Origin of the sequence: Shewanella sp. M-Br (assembly GCF_036245925.1) — a bacterium.
Lineage (GTDB): Bacteria > Pseudomonadota > Gammaproteobacteria > Enterobacterales > Shewanellaceae > Shewanella > Shewanella oncorhynchi.
In genome coordinates this window covers 23303-45733 of the sequence record NZ_BJBV01000024.1, presented here as the reverse complement: position 1 = coordinate 45733, position 22431 = coordinate 23303, and the positions used below count along the sequence as shown (strand labels likewise).

17 protein-coding genes are annotated in these 22431 nt (G+C 46.8%); 11 read left to right on the top strand and 6 right to left on the bottom strand.

Going from position 1 to position 22431, the window contains the following annotated elements; translation table 11 throughout:
* Nucleotides 1-21: 21 nt before the first annotated feature.
* Nucleotides 22-984, bottom strand: coding sequence for an AEC family transporter (locus AAA952_RS18250; RefSeq protein WP_113939353.1), 963 nt, complete (start codon nt 982-984; stop codon nt 22-24).
* Nucleotides 985-1274: 290 nt separating this feature from the next.
* Here AAA952_RS18250 and lldR point away from each other — a divergent pair, with 290 nt between their 5' ends.
* A complete protein-coding gene (lldR, locus tag AAA952_RS18245; RefSeq protein WP_105251752.1) occupies nt 1275-2174 on the top strand; it encodes a LysR family transcriptional regulator LldR in 900 nt (299 codons plus the stop codon).
* Between the two features lie 20 nt (nt 2175-2194).
* On the opposite strand, the gene AAA952_RS18240 is transcribed toward lldR, so the two are convergent.
* From AAA952_RS18240 to barA, 3 genes are all read right to left on the bottom strand, one after another.
* A complete protein-coding gene (locus tag AAA952_RS18240; RefSeq protein ID WP_113939354.1) occupies nt 2195-2428 on the bottom strand; it encodes a DUF3319 domain-containing protein in 234 nt (77 codons plus the stop codon).
* 143 nt (nt 2429-2571) lie between these two features.
* On the bottom strand, nt 2572-3171 hold the full coding sequence (locus tag AAA952_RS18235) for a YjaG family protein (protein ID WP_028761381.1): 600 nt from the start codon (nt 3169-3171) through the stop codon (nt 2572-2574).
* Nucleotides 3146-5947: a two-component sensor histidine kinase BarA gene (gene barA / locus AAA952_RS18230; RefSeq protein WP_105251754.1), complete on the bottom strand. Its 2802-nt coding sequence runs from the start codon at nt 5945-5947 to the stop codon at nt 3146-3148. The genes AAA952_RS18235 and barA overlap by 26 nt, the downstream gene beginning before the upstream one ends.
* Before the next feature lie 100 nt (nt 5948-6047).
* Between barA and rlmD the strand changes: the two genes are divergently transcribed.
* The 4 genes from rlmD (at nt 6048) to AAA952_RS18210 (ending at nt 12927) form a co-directional block, all read left to right on the top strand.
* Complete coding sequence (gene rlmD / locus AAA952_RS18225; protein WP_338258765.1) at nt 6048-7400, top strand: 23S rRNA (uracil(1939)-C(5))-methyltransferase RlmD; 1353 nt, start codon at nt 6048-6050, stop codon at nt 7398-7400.
* Nucleotides 7401-7552: 152 nt separating this feature from the next.
* Nucleotides 7553-9760 (top strand): GTP diphosphokinase, encoded by a 2208-nt coding sequence (gene relA, locus AAA952_RS18220; protein ID WP_338258764.1) that lies wholly within the window; start codon nt 7553-7555, stop codon nt 9758-9760.
* Nucleotides 9761-10817: 1057 nt separating this feature from the next.
* On the top strand, nt 10818-11792 hold the full coding sequence (locus AAA952_RS18215) for a DUF1852 domain-containing protein (protein ID WP_338258762.1): 975 nt from the start codon (nt 10818-10820) through the stop codon (nt 11790-11792).
* Nucleotides 11793-11847: 55 nt separating this feature from the next.
* Entirely contained in the window at nt 11848-12927 is a 1080-nt protein-coding gene (locus tag AAA952_RS18210; protein ID WP_338258761.1) for a methionine synthase, read from the top strand.
* A 173-nt stretch (nt 12928-13100) separates the two neighbouring features.
* Here the strand turns inward: AAA952_RS18210 and AAA952_RS18205 are convergent, their stop codons facing one another.
* Together AAA952_RS18205 and aguA are read right to left on the bottom strand one after the other, a co-directional pair.
* Nucleotides 13101-14807 carry an amidase gene (locus AAA952_RS18205; protein WP_338258760.1) on the bottom strand — a complete coding sequence of 569 codons (1707 nt, stop codon included), beginning with the start codon at nt 14805-14807 and terminating at the stop codon, nt 13101-13103.
* Between the two features lie 73 nt (nt 14808-14880).
* On the bottom strand, nt 14881-15993 hold the full coding sequence (gene aguA / locus AAA952_RS18200; protein WP_338258759.1) for an agmatine deiminase: 1113 nt from the start codon (nt 15991-15993) through the stop codon (nt 14881-14883).
* 508 nt (nt 15994-16501) lie between these two features.
* Here aguA and mazG point away from each other — a divergent pair.
* From mazG to ispF, 6 genes are all read left to right on the top strand, one after another.
* Nucleotides 16502-17413, top strand: a complete 912-nt coding sequence (mazG, locus tag AAA952_RS18195; protein ID WP_338258758.1) for a nucleoside triphosphate pyrophosphohydrolase — start codon at nt 16502-16504, stop codon at nt 17411-17413.
* Between the two features lie 116 nt (nt 17414-17529).
* Nucleotides 17530-19167, top strand: a complete 1638-nt coding sequence (locus tag AAA952_RS18190) for a CTP synthase (RefSeq protein WP_338258756.1) — start codon at nt 17530-17532, stop codon at nt 19165-19167.
* Nucleotides 19168-19397: 230 nt separating this feature from the next.
* Nucleotides 19398-20693 carry a phosphopyruvate hydratase gene (gene eno / locus AAA952_RS18185; protein WP_105251763.1) on the top strand — a complete coding sequence of 432 codons (1296 nt, stop codon included), beginning with the start codon at nt 19398-19400 and terminating at the stop codon, nt 20691-20693.
* Nucleotides 20694-20792: 99 nt separating this feature from the next.
* Nucleotides 20793-21092: a cell division protein FtsB gene (ftsB, locus tag AAA952_RS18180; RefSeq protein WP_105253074.1), complete on the top strand. Its 300-nt coding sequence runs from the start codon at nt 20793-20795 to the stop codon at nt 21090-21092.
* 12 nt (nt 21093-21104) lie between these two features.
* The gene (gene ispD, locus AAA952_RS18175) at nt 21105-21896 is read left to right on the top strand and encodes a 2-C-methyl-D-erythritol 4-phosphate cytidylyltransferase (protein ID WP_338258754.1); all 792 of its coding nucleotides are present in this window, start codon (nt 21105-21107) and stop codon (nt 21894-21896) included.
* A 37-nt stretch (nt 21897-21933) separates the two neighbouring features.
* Complete coding sequence (ispF, locus tag AAA952_RS18170; RefSeq protein WP_168822943.1) at nt 21934-22419, top strand: 2-C-methyl-D-erythritol 2,4-cyclodiphosphate synthase; 486 nt, start codon at nt 21934-21936, stop codon at nt 22417-22419.
* Nucleotides 22420-22431: the final 12 nt, after the last annotated feature.

Below are 22431 nucleotides of genomic sequence, written 5' to 3'. Positions count from 1 at the left end.
TAAATATTTTTAATTAACTGATTATGCATAGGTTCTTACTAAGCTTTCTAAGATAGGTAAACTGAAGAAAGTGACTAAGGTGCCAAATAGAATGCCTTGAGCACTGGTTGAAGCCTGAGTGTTATAACGCTGGGCGAGTAAGTACACGCTAGCCGCGGTGGGCAGTGCGCTCAAGATCACGCCCATGATCAGGTAGTCACCACTTACTCCAAAACGGTTAAGCATAAAGTAAACGAGTGCCGGTTGGATAGTCAGCTTGAAGAGGTTGATAAGGCTCAGTTCGATAAAATTCTTGGGGCTAAATACGCTGCTATCTTTCTGGTAGCGCATCGCTTTGGCGAGTACCATGCCGATAGCAAATAGGGCGCAGGGGCTTGAGGTATTGCCTATTTGCTGGATCATTAGCGCCAGCCCTGACGGCAGTTTTATCTCTAGCGCCGAAATGCCGACGCCAATTAAGCTACCAATAACGATAGGGTTTTTACCTACCGCCATCGCCATTATGACTAAGGCGTGGTGTTGTCTTTGGGTGTTAGTGGCCAGTTCCATCGAGACTAAGGCGACGGCAAACATCAGCACGGATAATAAGCTGGCAATCGCGGCGGCGACTAACGCACTTTGCTGCTGCGGAAAGAGGATGATGAGCAGTGGAATACCAATAAATGCCGTATTACCAAAGGTGGCATTGAGGGCTCGAATGGCGGCAACTGCATGCTGTTTAGGGTTAGCTATCAGCGATAGCCCTAGGCAGACAAGATAAGTGATCACCATAGCTGTGCTGTAGCCCGCAATAAATCCCCATTGCAAAATCTCGTCAATCGGCTGTTGGGCGAGGGCGATAAGCATGATTGCAGGGAACGCAATATAGTAGACATATTGGTTTAGCACTTGATCCGTATCGACGGGCAAGAGTTTTAGTTTTTGCACTAGTGTACCGAGCAACATGATCCCGAAGACGGCAAACAGAGGGGTTAAAATGGTCATTTCCCTCACTCATCCTTACGATTAAATTTGAATAAACTCGCCCACCGTCGTCATTTTACTGTTGCTTTGATTCTTGGTGGCCAGAGTTACAGCACTTGCTTCTTTTTATGTCACTTTAGAGCCAGATTTAGCGCCAGCGCAGTAAAACTCGCCACAAAATAACATACCATTTCAATCTAAGGCTATTGCGCTATGGTCGTATAAGTGAATAATTCAATGTTTAAAACACAATCACTTAGTGAATTTAGCGTTTTAACGTCAATACCCAATATGTGAAATTAGGATATGCAATGAGTGATGATTTAGGCGCTGAACTACAACTTGTCTATCTTTTTGTGCATTTAGTCAATGCGGGTAGTTTTTCGCAGGCGGCGAAGGAGCTCGATATGCCTATCGCCACTGTGAGCCGCAAGTTAGCGAAGTTGGAAGAGAAGCTCGATAAACAGCTCTTTATGCGCAGTACCCGCAAGTTACGATTGACGGAGGAAGGGCTGGCGCTCTTTCAACGCTACCAGAGTGTGGTTGCTCAATTTGATGAACTAAGTGGTTTAGGTAGTGATAAACCCGAGGGAACCTTACGCATCGCCGCGCCGATTTCGATTATTTCCATCGTGTTTATTCAAGCATTGAATGAGTTTGGCCGTTTGTATCCTGATATCCGTTTGCACATTTCCCAGAGTAATGAGTTAGTCGATTTGATCGATAAAGGCATAGATGTGGCGATTGTTGGCGGGGCTCAGCCTGATTCTTCTTGGGTGTCGAGTACCTTAGGCGAGCTCGACTATTGCCTGTTTGCCACGCCAGAATACTTGGCTCAGGCACCTAAACTTGAGCATCCCGATGATCTTGAAGCCCATCAACTGATAAAAGTCTGGCCGCTGTTTAATTGGCATTTAAAGCATCCAAGCGGCGAGTCTTTTTATTTTAATGGCCCGACTAAGCTCACCCTCACGGACTTACACGGAGCGATTCAGGCTACTTTAGGCCATGGCGGGATCTTGTATGGTCCTGAACTATTTGTAAAACAGCAGATTAAAGAGGGAAAACTTAAAGTATTACTGCCTGAATGGATTGGCGAACAGAGGCGAATTTCGATTTTATATCATCAGCGCAGCCAGCAGCCGCTAAAGGTAAGAGTCTTTATTGAGTTTATGCAGTCAAAGGCGCCGGAGTTATTCTCTATGCGTTGATTTAATAGGGGAACTGATTTTTAGCGTCTTTTAGGTTTTACGGTGTTTTTGCTCATAGTATTTTGCGTTTGTTTTGCATCTTGCAGGCTGGAGCGTGTCGCGGGCAGTATGCCGAGTTCTAAGAAGTATCCCACTAAACGCCGTAGTTCAAATAAAGAACCGATACGCTGTTGATCTTTGATAGTCAGTTTCCAACTGTCGGTGCGTCCTTCGCCATTGGTTAAGACAAATCCTTGATAAACAATCTTTTTCATTGGAATAACTCAATCTTTATTGATGCTATTTATAGCAACTGGATATCTTTGACGGGATTCGTTGGTGAAGGTGTAAAACGATGATCCCTTTCTTATTCTGCATGGATAATAGGTGCTTGAGTAACCCCAAGCACCCCCATCAATTAAGCGACGCTGATACCGATATTTGATACGCCAGCTTCGATAATGTCTTTGCGTAAACCTTTGACCAGTTCTGCGGTGATCTTTGGATTTTCTTCAATAATTTCCAACAGAGAATTTTGTAATTCTTTCTCTTCCTCCATGACTTCATGGGCGAAAACGAAATCATCTAATGCTTCATCCACCAAATCGACATCGCTGATCGCTTCGATGTAGTTAGCCACTGTGCTGGATGATAATTTGCTGATATTGACTATATCTTCTTCAATTTTGCCTTGGATCGCACCCAGTAAGGTCGATATGGCGACCACTGCATCCATAGCAGGATAGACGCCATAGGCTTCAAAATCAGCAGGATCTGGGGTGTTATCTTCCAGGCGTTGCAGATGCACATCGACATTGAATTTGAGCTTGGAGTCGTACTGGGATTGCCACAATAGTTCTAATGCGGTACTCAACACAGTAGGATCGCCAAACTCACAGACTTCGGAAAACAGTTGATAGTTGGGCAACATACGTTGGCAAAGTGCAGTGGCAAAGAGTTGTTTTTGTGGCAGTGTTAACGCCTTGAGACGTTTAAAGAAGCCCGTTTTTTTGGTCATCTGTTATTTCCGCTGATAGCTGTGATATCACTTGATTTGCCGCAGATTCTACCTTAGTTAACTCATCAAGTAACTCTAGTATTTCGGGTTCGAGATCTTCAACCGATGTTTCACGTTTTAGTGCCGATTCAATTTCTTGGCATAACCTTTGTGTGGTGGGCACGCCGCAGTAGCAGCTCGCACCATGCAGCTTATGGATAGTACTGAGCATGACTGGGTGATCGTTTTGACTTAGCGCCGTTTGAATCGTCGCCACGGTTTGCGGTAATGAGTCGAGCAACATTCTGAGCATATCTAAGGCGAGATCGGCCTTGTGATTGGCTTGGGTTAAGCATAAATCCCAGTTCAGCGTATGCAGGTCAAAATGGGTGAACTTAGGTCGAGTGATCCAGCGATGAATAATATCTTTGAGCGCCGCTTCATCAATAGGTTTAGGCAAATATCCGTCCATACCACTGCCTAAAATCAGTTCGCGTTCTTCGGCAATGGCATGGGCTGTCACGGCAATTATCGGCGTGTTGCGGTTCATCGAGCCTTGGCGAATTTGCTTCGTGGCGCTAATGCCATCTGTGCCAGGCATTTGGATATCCATAAAGATCAAGTCGAAGGTGCGAGTCTTCGCCTGTTTAACTGCCTCATCACCGCTGTTGACGGCAACCACAGTCGTCACTAATTCGCTGAGTAAAGTATCAATCAGTTTTAAGTTGGCAAAGTTATCATCTACCGCGAGCACAGTTAAAGATTGGCGCGCAACCGGCGTTGATATTGTCGCAGGGGCTATGATGTCGTACTCCATCGGTGGATAGAGTAAGTTGCGCGCAAGCTGATGCTCACTGACTGGCAGAGACAACACCACATCGGCATTCGGGCGAATAAATTGGGTTAAGGCATCCTGTTCTTGGCAATCGTATAGCACGATAAGGCAATCTGTTTTGGTCTTCGCTAAGTTTAGTGTACTCACCAGTTGTGCTGAATCGCTAAACCCATGGCAACTCAAGAGAACATAGTCGTATGGCGCTTCAGCCGTGGTGAGCGTAGTCAACAAGCTTGGGATATGCTGATGATGGGTGACTTTTGTATCCCATTGATTCAATTGGCGGCTCAAGACAGCATGAGTCAGCACTCGCGGTTCGTAAAACAGTATAGTTTTGTCTTTGAGTTTTTCGAGCGGCAGTGAGTCACCGATTTGGAATTGACCTAAGCCGAGCGGCAAACTGAACCAGAAGTTTGAGCCTTTTTCTGGGGATGAAGTAAAGCCGATTTGGCCGCCCATTTGATTCACTAAACGTTTAGTGATCACTAAACCTAAGCCGGTGCCACCAAAGCGGCGCGAAATCGACGAGTCTGCTTGGCCAAAGGCTTGGAATAAAAAGTCCTGTTGGCTTTCATCGATACCAATACCTGTGTCGACCACATCACAGCGCAGTACCACTTGTTCATCCGACTGGCTCTGCAGTTCGATTTTGACCATCACGCTGCCAGAGTCAGTGAATTTAATCGCGTTACCAACCAAGTTATTGATGATTTGGCATACGCGCATGGCATCGCCATTGACATTGTCGGGCACGTTGGGGGCGATATCGACGACGAGTTCTAGGCCTTTGGCCTGTGCGCTGCCCGAGATCAAGGTAATAGTATCACTTATGGTTTCCCTAAGGCCGAAGGGCATGTTTTCTAACACCATTTTACCGGCTTCGAGTTTAGAAAAATCGAGAATGTCGTTGATGATACCCAGCAGGTTAGTGGCACTGCGTTCTATGGTCTTGATGTAATCGACTTGGCTCGAATGCAATGGTGTTTTGACTAATTGCCGCGCAAAACCGATAACACCATTGAGTGGTGTACGTAACTCGTGGGACATATTCGCTAAGAATTCAGATTTAATTCGGCTGGCTTCTAGGGCGCGTTTTTTAGCTAAATCCAGCTCGACGTTTTGGATTTCAATCTGCTCTAAGGTTTCCCGCAGATCCGACGTTGCTTGGTCGATATTTTGCTGCATCTCATCATGGTATTCCGATAGCGACCCCGCCATGGCATTGATACCGCGTTTGAGTAAGTCTAGCTCACCAATCAAGTTGCCATCTAAGCGGGCGTCTAATTTACCTTCACGGATTTTAGCGACGACGCGCACCATTTCAGTAATGGGCTGAGTGACGTTTTTCACTAGCCGGAAAGTAAATAGCAGGTTTAACTGCACGCCGATCAACACGATAATAAAGGCGGCGACTGCGGCTCTATGTTGCTCTAACAAGGCGCGTTCTTTATTGATTATTATCGAGATATAACCTAAAAGATGACCATCGTCTGTCTGGATGTCGTAATTAGCGGGAGCAGCAATGGGGCCTGTGGCAAAAATGGGCGTCCGTAAAATAAGGCTGTCGTCCACATGTTCAATTTCGGTTTTATGCAGCGTGTTGAGGGCTTCTTTGTAGCGCATAATCTCAAAGTCTTTGTGATAGTGGGAGGTCACAAAGAGTTGATTATTGGCATCGAAAATCGCGATGGATTTTACTAAGGTGGATTTGTTGAGCTGCGCCGCCGCGAGTAAGCGTTTGGTCGCCTCGCGATCATTCGCCACTAAGCCGATTTCACTGGCAATCGACAGCGGCTCGATAATATTGCTGCCCTGTTCGACGAGCGTATCTTCGAGCTCATAAAAACGGTTTATGGTAAAGTAGCTGCCCAGAAGGATACCGACCAAGATTGTTGGCGCGAGCGCCAGCACAAGAACCCAAGAACGTAGGCTGTATTTGGTCATGTTGTTGACAGGGTTCATAGCAGCGGCGGTGTTTCCTGTGACAGAGACTAAGATAATTTTATAAGACTGCCAGAAAGAGGGCGGTCTTTGCCAGTATTTTATTGATTTAGAGGCCGAAATGGCGCAATTTTTTAAAGCAAAACCAAATAGTTCCAAACAGTTGTCGGCTAAGTTATCGCTGAGCGTAGAACAGCTCGATCACTTAGGTGCTGGTATAGCACAACATCAAGGTAAAGTCGTGTTTATCCCTGGCGCTTTGCCCGATGAAACCGTGACGGTACAGCTCTCCGAGCAAAAGAAAAATTATGCCCGTGCCAAGTTGATTAAAGTCGATTCATCAAGTCCTGAGCGCGTTGAGCCTGAGTGTCCACACTACCACACCTGCGGCGGCTGCGACTTACAGCATATGTCATTATCGGGTCAGCGTGAGCATAAAGAAGCCGCGTTGCTGGATATTATGGCTAAGTTTGCCGGCACTGAAGGCGGTGCTTTATCGCCCGCACTCACGGGGGAAGGTTGGCATTATCGTCGCCGCGCCCGTCTTGCAACTTTATTTGATAAAAATACCAAGCACTTAAGTTTAGGCTTTCGCGCCGCCAGTAGCAGCAATGTGGTGCCAATCAGTCAGTGTCTGGTGTTAGCTAAGCCATTATCGGACTTGATCGTCCCCTTTGCTAAGTTGCTGAACCAATTGTCGGCTAAAGCCAGCTTAGGCCATCTTGAGTTAATTGCCGCCGATAATGGTCATTTCGCTGTGCTGCGTGTCACTAAGGCGCTCAACGATAAAGATCTCGCTAAGCTGTCAGCCTTTGCCGAGCTGCATCAAATTCACATTTGTCTGCAGGACAACGAAGGCCAATTCCAAGGCGTTGGCCCAGAGTTAGTGTTACCGGTTTATCAGCTGTTAGATGACAAAGCTGAGTCGGATGCGGTGAGGTTAAGCTTCACCCCAGGTAACTTTGTGCAAGTGAACGGACAGATTAACAAGGCCATGGTCGCTCAAGCGATGGATTGGTTAGCGCCAGCGCCAGATGAGCGCATTTTGGATTTGTTCTGCGGCATGGGTAATTTCAGTTTGCCCTTAGCGAAAATGGGCGCGGATGTGATTGGCGTCGAAGGGGTTGCCGAAATGGTGACTCAGGCACGGGTGAACGCGAAAGCCAACAATTTGGATAAACTGACCTTTTACCATGGCGACTTAAGCGCGGATTTATCCCTTGAGCCTTGGATGGGTAAAATTGATAAATTACTGCTCGATCCTGCCCGTGCTGGGGCATTTGAAAGCTTGCAATGGCTAAAGAAAATGAAGCCGCGCAAAGTCGTGTATGTTTCTTGTAATCCTGCGAGCTTGGCCCGCGATAGCGCTGTACTGTTAGAGCGCGGTTACCGATTACAGCAACTGGGACTTATCGACATGTTCCCACAAACACACCATATCGAAGCCATGGCACTGTTTGAATTAACCAAGTAATTTGCGCTGGCAAAGTAAGCAAAGCGTTTGAATAACGTAAAAAATGTGATTATTACGTCGGTTGGGTTTGACAAGTTCGCGCCAATGCTGAAGATAGGAGAGCTGAAGTGGTGCCCACTTTCTCTCTGAGCACGGATAAGGAAATAAATTAGATGGTCTCTGTTCGCGAAGCGCACTTTAATGATCCCGATTTTCACTTAGAAGATTGGGTGGCTCGCTATGTCGCTCATGCCAATGAAGCGCAGATGCTGCTCTCCTTGATAGGGCAGATTGACGCCTTACCCGCCAAGAGTCCTGCGGCGAAGAGAGAACTGCTCGAACGTGCTCGAGAGATGATTGAAATCCTCGCACCACTAAACATGGATATTGAAACCCTGCAGGCGGCAATTTTGTTTGTTGTGCTCGATGCTGGGTTACTGACCGAAGACGCCATCCAAGAGAAATTTGGTGAGCCGCTGGCGCGTTTAGTGGCGAGCGTCGTGACCATGAACGCCATCGGCGCCTTGAAAATCAATCCTAATACTCGTTCAACCGAGCCGCAAATCGACAATATCCGCCGCATGTTATTGGCTATGGTCGAAGATGTGCGCGCCGTGGTGATTAAGCTTGCTGAGCGTGTGTGTTTGCTACGGGCGGTGAAAAATGCCGACGAAGAAACTCGCGTGCTGCTGGCCCGTGAAATTGCCGATATTTATGCGCCGCTGGCTAACCGTTTAGGGATTGGACAATTGAAGTGGGAGCTGGAAGATATTTCTTTTCGCTACCTGCATCCAGATACCTATAAAGACATCGCTAAGCAATTAGATGGCAAACGACTGGATCGTGAAGTCTTTATCGACAAGTTTGTCAGTCAGTTGCAACAAAGATTAGATGAAGATCAAATTCGCGCTAAGGTCTACGGCCGGCCGAAACATATCTACAGTATTTGGCGCAAGATGAAGGGCAAGCACCTCAAATTTGATGAGTTGTTTGACGTGCGCGCTGTGCGTATCGTGACTGAGCGTCTGCAGGATTGTTATGGTGCATTAGGTGTTGTGCATACGCTTTGGCACCATATTCCACGGGAATTTGACGACTATGTCGCTAACCCTAAACCTAACGGTTATCAATCGATTCATACCGTGGTGGTGGGGCCTGAGGGCAAAACCGTTGAAATTCAAATTCGTACCCAAGACATGCATGAAGATGCAGAACTCGGTGTGGCCGCGCACTGGAAATACAAAGAAGGCAATCATTCAGGTAAGCAAAGCGGCTACGAAGAAAAAATTAACTGGCTGCGTAAAATTCTGCAATGGCAGGAAGATGTGGTCGAAAGTGGCAACTTGGTCGAAGAAGTACGTAGCCAAGTGTTTGAAGATAGAGTCTATGTGTTCACCCCAAGCGGTGAAGTTGTCGACTTGCCACTGGGCTCAACCGTGCTCGACTTTGCCTATTACATTCACTCCCAAGTGGGACATAAATGTATTGGCGCTAAGGTCGATGGCCGTATTGTGCCGTTCACCTATCAGGTTGAAACGGGCGAGCGTATCGAGATTATCACCTCGAAACAGCCCAACCCCAAGCGCGACTGGCTTAACCCTAACTTAGGTTATATCCGTACCTCGCGGGCGCGTTCGAAAATCCAGCATTGGTTTAAGCAGCAGGACAGAGACAAGAATATTGTCGCCGGCAAAGAAATGCTTGAATCTGAACTGGCGCGGGTGAGCCTTAAAATTAAAGACGCCGCCATCGCGGTCGAGCGCTTTAATATGGCGAGCATGGATGACTTACTGGCGGCCATTGGCGGCGGTGATGTGCGTCTGCATCAAGTGGTTAACCATATTCAAAGCCGTCTGCGACTCGACGAAGTGTCAGAAGAAGATGCCGTCGAAGAGTTAGTTAAGAAAGGCCAACATAAGCCGACCTCCAGTGGCCGTGGTCAGGTTGAAGTTAACGGTGTGGGTAACTTGCTTAACCATATCGCCCGTTGTTGTCAGCCCGTTCCCGGTGATGAGATCTTAGGTTTTATCACTAAAGGCCGTGGTATTTCGGTGCATCGCGCTGATTGTGAACAAGTTAAAGAGTTAATGCGGGTTCACCCAGAGCGTGGTGTCGATGTGGTCTGGGGCGAAAATTACTCCGGCGGTTATCGCATGCGTCTGCGGGTATTAGCCCACGATCGCAGTGGTTTATTGCGCGACTTAACCTCAGTGCTGGCTGCTGAAAAATCCAATGTACTGGCCATGAGTTCGTCATCGGACACTAAAAATCAGACCGCCGCGATTGAGTTGGAACTGGAGCTTTATAACCTCGATGGTTTATCGCGGGTGTTATCTAAACTGACCCAAGTCGATAGCGTGATTGAGGCAAGACGACTTTAAGGCTAGCAACGCCTATCGAAGCGAGCGATATCTAGAAGCCATCTAGAAGCAAGAGATAAAGGATTGGGGCGGTAGGGAGTGTTCATCGTTCTGAGCCATGGTTTGCCATGGCATTTGCTCCCCGACGCGTAGTCACTCCGTCCTTGGATGCTCGACCGCCACGTCCATGGGGCGGACGGTCGTCTCGCAAATCACCATGGCGCACCTTTCAAGTATTAGCGTAACCCGTAGGTTCAAAAACTAAGTCATAAGTATTCTGTTAAATTGTTCAACCTGATTAGACTTGAGCGAAGTCATTCGATTGAACATAAGAAACTTTTGGACATTTTCGTGTTACTACGAGATGGTGTACTGGTACGCTAAATTTAGTCACTTAGATAGAGGTGTAATCTGTCTTTACTTCCATATTTTTGGAATGACTAAATGTAAGTCAAATTATCCTCTGCGCACTGAGTGATTAATCGGTCATAGCTCACAATGATGCAATAGCTTTTTAGCTAAACGAGCAGCGAGAGGGTTAGTTAAGATTGGCATTGTTGCACCAGTGACCTACTAAAACATGTTTTAGTAGAGCCCTCAGGGATGCTTCTTTTAAAATAAATAGGCGGCGAGTCACTGGGGGCACAATGACAATAAATATCGCGCAACAGGTAATACAACGAGCTTTGGGAAAATATGTGTAATCGGCTATTACAAGCCGGCTCTAGGAGAACTAACTCGAAAACATATTGCTGCTCCTGCTTTTCTGCTTTCCCTATCCCAAGTTCAGGTTAATCCACAACGGCATGCTAATTGATCATGAATATGGCTCATGTTCTATGTGAAATAAAACCGTTTTTGTTCATGTGCCGAACCACGTATAAATGACTCCAAGCGAAATATTAGACAAGCTTGAAGTTGCACCCTAGCTAAGCCATCAGGACTTAAGTCATCGGCACTTAAGTTAAATAGAACCTCAGACAGAACACTAATAATGTCTATCAGAGTAGGGTCGAGAAGCTAGAAGCGCAGGGCATAAACTCAGGTTTGAAATCAGACAATGGGATACTGGATCACTATGAATAAGCATTTTACATTTACGATTAACAGCATTTGTCTTGATGAAAATTATCATCCCTCAGACAAGACGCGTATCACGACCAACTTTGCTAATTTGGCCAGAGGTAGTCATCGCCAAGCGAACTTACGCAACGCGTTAAAGATGATTGACAACAGTTTTAATGCCTTAGCGCATTGGGATAACCCCAAAGGTGAACGTTATACTGTCGAACTTGAAATTATATCCGTTAATTTGGATATTGACGGCAGCGGTCAAACCTTCCCATCGATTGAAGTTTTGAAAACCAATATTGTTGATCATAAAACTAATAAGCGTATTGAAGGTATTGTCGGCAATAACTTTTCATCTTACGTACGCGATTATGACTTTAGCGTATTACTGGCAGAGCATAATAAGGGCCAAGCCAAATTTAGTATTCCAGATGATTTTGGTGGTCTGCATGGCAAGCTATTTCAGTCTTTTGTTAATTCTGATGCTTACAAACAGAATTTTAATAAGCCACCGGTTATCTGCCTCAGTGTGTCGGATAATAAAACCTACCATAGAATTGAGAATCAGCATCCCGTATTAGGGGTTGAATATCAGCCAAATGAATCGTCTTTAACTGAGCAATATTTCAAAAAAATGGGCTTACAGGTGCGCTATTTTATGCCACCAAATAGCGTGGCGCCTTTAGCTTTTTATTTCTTTGGTGATTTACTGAATGATTACACCCATCTTGAGTTGATAAGCACCATCAGCACTATGGGAACTTTTCAAAAAATCTATCGCCCTGAGATTTATAATGCCAATGCTGTTGCAGGGAAATGCTATCAACCTAATTTGAAAAATCTGGATCATTCACTGACTCAAATTGTTTATGACCGAGCAGAACGCAGTCAATTGGCGAATGAGCAAGGCAAATTTGCAGCCGAGCACTTTATTAAGCCCTACCAAACGTTTTTTGAACAATGGCCTGCTAATTACCTTTAGTCGCTCTGCTCCTAATCGTCACGCTCAATAATTAACCCAATACGGCATCATTATTATGACAACACGACTTAATAAAACATCGCTTAACCAAACCCTGATTAACAACAGACTGTTACCGACTTCAACGGCAGGCAGTTTGCCTAAACCTTTATGGCTTGCAGAGCCTCAAACGCTGTGGTCTCCATGGAAATTGCAAGGAGAGGAATTAATTACCGGTAAACACGATGCACTGTGTTTGTCATTACAGGATCAACAGCTAGCGGGGATTGATATTGTCAGTGATGGTGAGCAAACGCGGCAGCATTTTGTCACTACCTTTATTGAACACCTCAACGGCGTTGATTTTTCAAAACGCAAAATCGTTAAAATTCGTGATCGCTATGATGCGAGCGTGCCCACGGTTGTCGGCCCAGTGAGCCGCCAAAAGTCGGTGTTTGTTGAAGATGCCAAATTTTTACGCAAGCAAACAACGCAACCGATTAAATGGGCGCTGCCTGGCCCTATGACCATGATAGATACGCTTTTTGATGACCATTATAAAAGTCGCGAAAAGCTCGCTTGGGAATTTGCCAAAATTCTTAATGAGGAAGCCAAAGAATTAGAAGCTGCGGGTGTTGATATTATCCAATTTGATGAGCCTGCCTTTAATGTGTTTTTTGATGAGGTAAACGATTGGGGTATTGCCTGTTTAGAAAGAGCCATTGAAGGGCTAAAATGCGAAACGGCGGTGCATATTTGTTATGGTTACGGCATCAAAGCCAATACAGATTGGAAAAAAACCTTGGGCTCAGAGTGGCGCCAATATGAAGAAGTGTTTCCTAAACTGCAAAGGTCTAATATCGATATTATCTCGCTAGAATGTCACAACTCCCATGTGCCAATGGAGCTACTTGAACTCATTCGCGGTAAGAAAGTCATGGTCGGCGCGATTGATGTCGCCACCGACACGATTGAAACCGCTGAGGAAGTCGCCGACACCCTACGAAAAGCCCTTAAATTTGTCGATGCCGACAAGCTCTATCCTTGTACTAATTGCGGCATGACGCCTTTATCCCATCAAGTCGCAAGAGGTAAACTCAACGCCTTAAGTGCAGGCGCAGAGATCGTCAGAAAAGAGCTCTTGGCATTAAGATAAGACGGTTGCTGTCTTTTTTACAGCAGCATGTTTTATAGCAGCATGAATCCAGCTTTGTTGAAAGAATAGCGACGTAAGTATTAAAAAAAACGGGATTGGCATTCTGATGCCAATCCCGTTTTCATTTCTAAGCTCTTACATTGAGTGCTTGGGCTTATGCATTGTCTTAGCGCTTATTCACCAAGCTTTGGTGTACGTGGCGGGATCATGCGCCTGTCACCTGTTGACTCAAATGCACCTGCAAATTTAAGCAGGTTATTATCGTCATACGCACGACCTGCGAAGGTCAAACCCACTGGCATGCCAATATCGGCCATCACGCCCATAGGCACAGTCACAGTCGGCACGCCTAAATGACGAATTGCGAGGTTACCGTTAGCGACCCAAACTCCGTTGCTCCAAGCGATATCGGCGGAAGCCGGATTCACATGGGCATCGGCAGGGCCGACATCGGCCACGGTTGGGAACAACACGGCATCAAGCTTAAGCTCGTCCATCCAGTCTTCGAGATCTAGCTTACGCGTCTTCTCTAAGCCACGCAGACCATCGGGAATACTGTCGATCTGGTCATAGGATTTAAGACCACGCTTAGCCATGTTGACGTACTCTTCCATGCCTGCCGCTAAGTCACCTTCACGGTTAGGCAAGGTGCCAAGATCATGGGGAAATATCAAATGCCCCACCACATCTTCAAGCTTGTTGAGTTTAGGGTCATTGTTAGCACGCAGGAATTCATCGAATGCCCAACCTGAGAGTTCCCATAATTCATCATGGAGGAACTGAGGCGTGACTATGCCACGGTTAAACACAGTCGGCGCACCCGGGCGGTCACCTTCACAATTGGAAACCAACGGGAAATCGACTTCAATCACTTCGGCGCCAGCGGCTTCCAAGGCTTTACGTGCCGCTTCCCATAGATCGATAACCGATTGGCGGGTATAAATACGTTGACCCGTTGGGCCGCCAATGCCCGGATTTTCGCTGGTGCCTGCCAATTCATCTTTGTTGATGTACATGCGCGGCACGCCAAAACGCTTACCCTTAAGGGGGTCTGCGTTAGCGGCTAACGCCAGATAGGATTCTGGGCGAACGCTAGAAGCTTTAGGGATTTGAACCCAAGGTTGTAGACGCCAGAGGTCGCCACGGGTGATAGGATCGTCGGCCACAATCACATCCAGCACTTCAAGCATATCCGCCATAGTGCGGGTATAAGGCACGACGACATCCATGGTCGGGGTTAACGGCCAGTTACCGCGCACGGAAATCACGCCGCGAGACGGCGTATAGGCGCATAAACCATTATTGGACGCAGGGCCACGGCCACTCGACCAAGTTTCTTCGGCAAGGCCAAATGATGAGTAGCTCGCGGCTGTGCCCGTGCCCGCCCCATTGGAAGAGCCCGAAGCAAACGGTGCAGTAAGATAATCAGCATTGTATGGGCTTTCAGCGCGGCCATAGTGACCACGTTGCATGCCACCATTGGCCATGGGTGGCATATTGGTTTTGCCTAGGCAAATGGCACCCGCGGCGCGTAGGCGCTCAACGGCGAAGGCATCATATTGCGCCACTAAATCTTTAAAGGCTGGGCTGCCAGAAGCTGCCGTCAGTCCCTTCACCAAATAGCTGTCCTTAGCGGTGTAAGGTATACCATCAAGCGGGCTTAAGGTTTCACCTCGAGCGCGGCGCGCATCTGAGGTTTCGGCTTCTTTGAGCGCATCGGGATTGGGTACCACTAACGCATTGAGCTTAGTCTTTGTCGCAGGACCGTCATACGCCTCAACTCGCGCGAGGAACGATTTAACCAACTCCACTGCGGTGGTGCGGCCAGATTCGAGTGCTGCACGCAGCTCGGCAATAGAAACTTCAGTAACTTCAAACATCTTACGCCCTCCCGCTGAAAGCCAATTGTGGTGCATTAACAGTGACATCAATCGTCATGCTGTTCTCCTTGGGTTACTTTCCAGACGGGATTTGCTGAGTAATACAATGGATATTGCCGCCACCTAATAAAATCTCACGGGCTGGCACACCCACAATCTCATGCTCAGGGAAGATTTCCTGTAGTTTTTGGGCGGCGATATCATCGGTTGCAGGGTCAAGCAGCGGGAATACGATGCGATGATTGGTGATTAAAAAGTTCACATAGGAACCCGCTAAACGCTCACCCGCAGTACGTGGTACGCCAGTGCCCTCGGTCACGCCTTTTGATTCTTCTTCAGTGCAATACAGCGGGCCCGGTTGTGGCAATAGATGGATTTTTAACTTACGGCCTTGGGCGTCTACTATGTTTTGCAATACTTCCAGCGCGGCTTTTGAGCGAGGATACTGGGGATCAGTCTCATCATCGGTCCAGTGTAGGATCACTTCACCAGGACGCGCGAAACAGCACATATTGTCGATATGGCCATCGGTCTCATCCATATATACGCCATCTTGCAACCAGATAAACTGCTTAACATTCAAATAGTCACGCAGTAAATTTTCAATCTGTTCTTTCGTCAGTTCTGGGTTACGGTTGGCGTTAAGTAAACATTCGGCACTCGTCATACAAGTGCCTTCACCATCGACATGGATGGAGCCACCTTCGAGGATCAGCGGCGCGCGATAACGGGCAAAACCATGCTGCGCAAGCATTTGCTGCGCGACTTGCTCGTCCTTATCCCATGGGAAGTACAAACCACCGTTATGGCCGCCCCAAGCATTAAAACCCCAGTCAACACCACGGCATTCGCCATTATCATTCACAACGACGGTTGGCCCAGTGTCGCGAGCCCAGCAGTCGTCGCTATCCATTTCAACCAGAGTGACGTGGGATGGCATAACCGTTTTGGCTTGTGCTAAAAAGGCTTTTGGGACACCCATATACACTGGAGTTGCCGCACCAATGGCATCGGCCACCTTAGCAAAGGTCGCCTGAGCATAAGCACCAGCTGCACGCCAGTTATCAGGACGATAGGGCCAAATCATCCACACCGCTTGCTGCGCAGCCCATTCGCCAGGCATATAAAAACCATCTTGGGATGGCTTAGTCGTTAACTGCGTGGCATCCACTGTCACGTTTGTCATGAGTTTTGTCTCCAGTAATGCTTAAAAACGATAAGGGTGTGCGTCCTAACATCGGACGACAGAATCGAAATATACCTAACATCAATCAAATGAATAAATTGAAGGACCGCATTTATCATGTACATAGTTTGGCCGAAATTGTCAGGTCTTCACTCGGTGAGTTTTAGCTTCATTGAAATATTGCTGCGTATCTTATCATTTAAGATGGCTTGCGCTAAATACTTGTATGCAGGACATAGATGAGAATTTATTGGGGAGGAAGGTTGTCAATTTATTGCTCACGAGATGAGTGAATTACGAAATGGAGCGAACGCTCTTTAGTTAAAATAAGTCTTAGTTGAAATACGTCACTAAAATCTGATCTCAGCATCAAAATAGCGCTTTTATTTTACCTAGCTTATCATCATCGCTTTATTGTAGCCTTTTGCTAAAAAACACTGCACAGGCGTATTTTTTGTTCTTTCTCAATATTCGCCCGTTGCAGTATTTATCTTTAAAGGATATCAGCATGACTTCCCACACGGCGCCATTAACCTCATTTTCTACTACTGAACCTTCTCTCACTGAAACTTCTACAACAGAACTGTCTATAACAGATGTTGAGCCGCTGCTTAACATTATGGAAAAACTGCGTGATCCGCACACGGGCTGTCCTTGGGACAAAGCGCAAACCTTTCAAACCATAGTGCCTTTTACTTTAGAGGAGGCCTATGAAGTTGCCGATACCATAGAGCGTTTAGCCTGGGATGAGTTACCCGATGAACTCGGAGATTTGTTATTTCAAATCGTATTCTATTGTCAGCTCGGTAAAGAGCAAGGCAAGTTTGACTTTACGAGCGTGATTGAGAAAATTAGCGACAAGTTAACCCGTCGTCATCCCCATGTGTTCGGTGAGCAAAATCCGCAAATAGGCGATAGCGCCCAAGCGATGAAAGCCAATTGGGAGGCGATAAAAGCGACTGAGCGTGAACAAAAGGCCCAGCAAGTGGCGGGTAAAACCCAAACTGATACTGTGGTTTCTGCGTTAGACAATATTCCGCGTACCCAACCTGCGCTGTCGCGCTCAATCAAAATTCAGCAAAGGGTGGCGCGAGTCGGGTTTGATTGGGCCGAGCTTGAGCCCGTGGTCGCTAAAATCCATGAAGAAATCGATGAAGTCTTGCATGAAGTGAATCAACCCGAGCAAGACCAAGCTAAAGTGCAGTCCGAAATGGGCGACTTGCTGTTTGCCGTGGTGAATTTAGCTCGCCATCTTAAGGTCGATCCAGAACAAGCGTTGCGACAAGCCAATCTTAAATTTGAACGCCGTTTTCGCGGCGTTGAACAGTTGGCTAGTGACAGCGGTAAAAGCATGGAAGAGCACACATTAATAGAGCTCGATGCCTATTGGGACCAAGTAAAAGCGACAGAGACGAGATAAACGGCAAATTATCCCGATTGGTGTTTGTCGAATCGCGCCGCCTTTGGTATACTACTGCCCCGTCCTAGTGCTTTCTTACAAGCACGTATTTTCAAACTCATTTTCTCAGGTTCAGCATGACTACAAGGTATATCTTCGTTACTGGTGGCGTTGTTTCATCACTAGGTAAAGGCATTGCAGCAGCATCATTAGCTGCAATTTTAGAGGCCCGCGGTCTCAATGTAACCATCATGAAACTGGACCCTTACATTAACGTTGATCCGGGTACCATGAGCCCAACCCAACATGGCGAAGTATTTGTTACTGAAGACGGTGCAGAAACAGATCTCGACTTGGGTCACTACGAGCGTTTCATTCGTACTAAGATGAATCGTCGTAACAACTTCACTACCGGTCGTATTTACGAAGAAGTATTACGTAAAGAACGTCGTGGCGATTATTTGGGCGCAACTATTCAGGTTATCCCACACATCACTAATGCAATTAAAGAAAAAGTATTAGCAGGTGGCGAAGGCCATGATGTCGCTATCGTCGAAATCGGCGGTACTGTGGGTGATATCGAATCCTTGCCGTTCCTAGAGTCTATCCGTCAGCTCGGTGTTGAGCTGGGTCGTGATCGTACTCTGTTCATGCATTTAACCTTAGTGCCTTTCTTAGGTGCTGCTGGCGAAGTGAAAACTAAGCCAACTCAACACTCAGTGAAAGAGCTGCGTTCTATCGGTATTGCACCAGATGTGCTGGTTTGCCGTGGTGATCGTGCGATTCCTGCTAATGAAAAAGCCAAAATTTCGCTGTTCTGTAACGTCGAAGAGCGTGCGGTTATTTCATTAAAAGATGTTGATAGCATTTATAAAATCCCAGCGCTGCTGCGCTCGCAGGGTTTGGATGACTTAGTGGTTAAGCGTTTCGGTTTAGAATGCCGTGAAGCTGACTTGTCTGAGTGGGAAAATGTGATTTATCAAGAAGCTAATCCAAACGGCGAAGTCGTGATTGGTATGGTGGGTAAATACATTGAACTGCCAGATGCCTATAAGTCAGTCAACGAAGCGTTAAAACACGCTGGCCTTAAAAACCGTGTATCTGTGACCATCAAGTATATTGATTCACAAACCGTAGAAGCCAAAGGCGATGAAGTTCTACAGGGCTTAGACGGTATCTTAGTACCAGGCGGTTTTGGCGAGCGTGGTGTTGAAGGTAAGATACTGGCGGCAAAATTTGCCCGTGAAAACAAACTACCTTATTTTGGTATTTGTTTAGGTATGCAAGTCGCCCTGATTGAATTTGCGCGTAATGTCGCAGGTATGGCTGATGCTCATTCCACTGAATTCAATAAAGAAACGCCATTCCCAGTGGTGGGTTTGATCACCGAATGGGTTGACGAAGAAGGTAACCTAGAGCAGCGCCATGAGGCATCTGACTTAGGTGGCACTATGCGTTTAGGCGCCCAGTTATGTCATCTACTCGATGGCTCAAAAGCGGCTCAGGCCTATAAAGGCAGCACTTGTATTGAACGCCATCGTCACCGTTACGAAGTGAACAACAAGTACAGAGAGCGCTTAGAGCAAGCTGGCATGGTCTTCAGTGGTTTGTCCTCCGATCGTAAGCTGGTGGAAATGATCGAATTAAAAGATCACCCATGGTTTGTTGCAGGTCAATTCCATCCTGAATTCACCTCAACGCCGCGCGATGGTCACCCATTGTTCGAAGGGTTTATTGCTGCGGCAAGTGCGCATCAAAAACGTGATCTGAAGTAAGAATATGTGAGGCCGGACCCGCGACAGTGGGGCCGGCCTTTTGCTACACTCGTTGCTACTTAAAACATAAGAACTTAATACTTCTGGGTGTAAACAGCATGCGTATCCGTTGCATCTGTATGGACGCAAACCGTAAATGGAATTTGGTTATTTTCTGCGGTATGTGACTTCCATTTATTCCCATAGGTATTGGTTTTTTCTTTTATCTTTAAACTTAAATCGAGGGTGTTATGGCTAAGATTATTAACGTGATTGGTCGCGAGATTATGGATTCTCGTGGTAACCCAACTGTTGAAGCCGAAGTGCATTTAGAAGGTGGTTTTGTGGGTATGGCTGCGGCGCCTTCTGGTGCATCAACCGGTAGCCGCGAAGCGTTAGAATTACGTGATGGCGATAAGAGCCGTTATTTAGGCAAAGGCGTATTAACCGCTGTTGCTAACGTAAACGGTGTCATCCGCGCTGCATTATTAGGCAAAGATGCGACTGCACAAGCTGAGCTTGATCAAATCATGATCGACTTAGATGGCACAGAAAACAAAGACAAGTTAGGCGCAAACGCGATTCTGGCTGTGTCTTTAGCGGCTGCTAAAGCAGCAGCAGCATCTAAAGGTATTCCTTTATACGCGCACATCGCTGAATTAAACGGTACACCAGGCCAATATTCTATGCCTGTGCCTATGATGAACATCTTAAACGGTGGCGAGCACGCGGATAACAACGTTGATATCCAAGAATTCATGGTGCAACCTGTTGGCGCGAAAACTTTCCGTGAAGCACTGCGCATGGGCGCTGAAATCTTCCATACACTGAAAAAAGTATTACACGACAAAGGCCTAAGCACTTCTGTGGGTGACGAAGGTGGTTTTGCACCTAACTTAGCGTCAAACGCTGATGCGTTAGCCATTATCAAAGAAGCGGTTGAACTGGCTGGCTACAAGTTAGGTACTGATGTGACGTTAGCGCTGGATTGCGCTGCATCTGAATTCTACAAAGACGGCAAATACGATTTAGCGGGCGAAGGCAAAGTCTTCGACTCGAACGGTTTCTCTGATTTCTTAAAATCATTGGCTGACCAATACCCAATCGTGTCTATCGAAGATGGCTTAGACGAATCAGATTGGGATGGTTGGGCTTACCAAACTCAAATCATGGGCGACAAGATCCAATTAGTGGGCGACGATTTATTCGTTACTAACACTAAAATCTTAACCCGTGGTATTGAAAACGGTATTGCTAACTCAATCCTTATCAAGTTTAACCAAATCGGTTCATTGACTGAGACTTTAGCGGCTATTCGTATGGCGAAAGAAGCGGGTTATACCGCCGTGATTTCACATCGTAGTGGTGAGACTGAAGATTCAACCATTGCTGACTTAGCCGTGGGTACTGCTGCTGGTCAAATCAAAACCGGTTCACTGTGTCGTTCTGACCGTGTCGCTAAATACAACCAATTGCTGCGCATCGAAGAGCAATTAGGTGAAAAAGCCCCATACCGTGGTTTGAAAGAGATCAAAGGTCAGGCGTAATTTAATATTTGATGTAAAAAGGCCACCACTTGGTGGCCTTTTTTGTTGTACTATCTGCTGTATATTTTTTTAATCCAAGATACTGACGCTAATTCCTCCATGAAATTTTTTGTCATTGCACTCATAGTGCTACTCGGTGTACTGCAATTCCGTCTTTGGTCGGGAGGTAATAGTCTTCCTGAATATTTCGTTCTGCAAAAACAAATTGCCGCCCAGCAAGAAGGTAACGCCAAACTCAATGAGCGTAACCAAGTGCTAAAGGAAGAAATCATCGATCTGAAAAGTGGTACAGAAGCCATCGAAGAGCGCGCACGTAACGAACTTGGCATGGTTAAAGAAGGCGAGACCTTCTATCGCGTAGTGGGTGGTGAGCGCTCGGTATCGAGTCCATCTCAGTAATATGGAGTTAGGATGACAGAGCTAGGACATTTAGATCTTGGATTAAATGAACAATTCAATCCCGATAGTCAATCTGATCTGGTAACACAAATTGAATTGCAGCGCCAAGCTGAGCATGTCACTCAAGCTGTGGTTGCCATCGTTCCCGCCGCAGGCATAGGTAGCCGTATGGGCGCCGACAGACCTAAGCAATATCTTGAGGTGTGCGGCCAGAGTATTCTCGCTCATACCTTAGATAAGCTCTTGTCCCATCCGCACATTTCTCAAGTGATCGTTGCCTTACATTCGAACGATACTATCTTCGATACCCTGCCACAGGCCGTGCACCCCAAATTGATTACAGTATTAGGTGGCGGTGAGCGCGCTGATTCTGTGTTGGCGGCGCTGCAAATTGCGCCCGAGCACAGTTGGGCCTTAGTGCATGATGCGGCAAGACCTTGTTTAACCGCGACGGATATCGACAAGTTACTCGCATCCAGAGTGCAATTTCCCCAAGGCGCTATTTTGGCTATGCCTGTGCGCGATACCATGAAGCGCGCGAATAAACAGGGTGAAATCAGTGCCACTGTGTGCCGCGATAATTTATGGCATGCATTGACGCCGCAGTTATTTCCAGCGCAGCAATTAAAAAATTACCTCAATGCGGCTCTGGCGGCAGGTGCGGTAGTCACAGATGAGGCTTCGGCGATGGAATGGGCGGGGATATCACCCGGACTCGTTTCGGGCCGTGCTGATAATATAAAAGTAACGCATCCCGACGATTTAGGGCTAGCCGAACTGTTTTTGATGCGTGCCGTTAAATAGTCATAATCAAAGTAAAATAATACGTTAGGAATATTAAATGAAAATCCGTATCGGCCATGGTTTCGATGTGCATAAATTTGGTGCGGCGCGGCCACTTATCCTTTGTGGCGTGGAAGTACCCTATGAAACAGGCCTAGTCGCACATTCAGATGGTGATGTGGTACTGCATGCGATTTCCGATGCCATCCTCGGTGCTTTAGCGCTCGGTGACATAGGAAAACATTTCCCCGATACCGATGCCGCCTATAAGGGGGCCGATAGCCGCGTATTGCTGCGTCATTGCTATGCTTTAGCGAGAGCGAAAGGCTTTGTGCTAGGCAATCTTGACGTCACTATCATAGCCCAAGCTCCTAAAATGGCACCGCACATAGAGGCAATGCGCCAGATATTAGCCGCCGATTTAACCGCGGAACTTGACGATATTAATGTCAAAGCGACCACGACTGAACAGCTTGGATTTACCGGGCGTAAAGAAGGTATTGCGGTAGAAGCCGTGGTACTTATGGCCCGCAAACACGATTAACTTAAGAGTAAA

Bases quoted from the DNA above. Each gene is read 5' to 3' on its own strand.
- AAA952_RS18250 (WP_113939353.1), bottom strand. From the start codon at position 984: ATGACCATTTTAACCCCTCTGTTTGCCGTCTTCGGGATCATGTTGCTC.
- lldR (WP_105251752.1), top strand. From the start codon at position 1,275: ATGAGTGATGATTTAGGCGCTGAACTACAACTTGTCTATCTTTTTGTG.
- AAA952_RS18240 (WP_113939354.1), bottom strand. From the start codon at position 2,428: ATGAAAAAGATTGTTTATCAAGGATTTGTCTTAACCAATGGCGAAGGA.
- AAA952_RS18235 (WP_028761381.1), bottom strand. From the start codon at position 3,171: ATGACCAAAAAAACGGGCTTCTTTAAACGTCTCAAGGCGTTAACACTG.
- barA (WP_105251754.1), bottom strand. From the start codon at position 5,947: ATGAACCCTGTCAACAACATGACCAAATACAGCCTACGTTCTTGGGTT.
- rlmD (WP_338258765.1), top strand. From the start codon at position 6,048: ATGGCGCAATTTTTTAAAGCAAAACCAAATAGTTCCAAACAGTTGTCG.
- relA (WP_338258764.1), top strand. From the start codon at position 7,553: ATGGTCTCTGTTCGCGAAGCGCACTTTAATGATCCCGATTTTCACTTA.
- AAA952_RS18215 (WP_338258762.1), top strand. From the start codon at position 10,818: ATGAATAAGCATTTTACATTTACGATTAACAGCATTTGTCTTGATGAA.
- AAA952_RS18210 (WP_338258761.1), top strand. From the start codon at position 11,848: ATGACAACACGACTTAATAAAACATCGCTTAACCAAACCCTGATTAAC.
- AAA952_RS18205 (WP_338258760.1), bottom strand. From the start codon at position 14,807: ATGTTTGAAGTTACTGAAGTTTCTATTGCCGAGCTGCGTGCAGCACTC.
- aguA (WP_338258759.1), bottom strand. From the start codon at position 15,993: ATGACAAACGTGACAGTGGATGCCACGCAGTTAACGACTAAGCCATCC.
- mazG (WP_338258758.1), top strand. From the start codon at position 16,502: ATGACTTCCCACACGGCGCCATTAACCTCATTTTCTACTACTGAACCT.
- AAA952_RS18190 (WP_338258756.1), top strand. From the start codon at position 17,530: ATGACTACAAGGTATATCTTCGTTACTGGTGGCGTTGTTTCATCACTA.
- eno (WP_105251763.1), top strand. From the start codon at position 19,398: ATGGCTAAGATTATTAACGTGATTGGTCGCGAGATTATGGATTCTCGT.
- ftsB (WP_105253074.1), top strand. From the start codon at position 20,793: ATGAAATTTTTTGTCATTGCACTCATAGTGCTACTCGGTGTACTGCAA.
- ispD (WP_338258754.1), top strand. From the start codon at position 21,105: ATGACAGAGCTAGGACATTTAGATCTTGGATTAAATGAACAATTCAAT.
- ispF (WP_168822943.1), top strand. From the start codon at position 21,934: ATGAAAATCCGTATCGGCCATGGTTTCGATGTGCATAAATTTGGTGCG.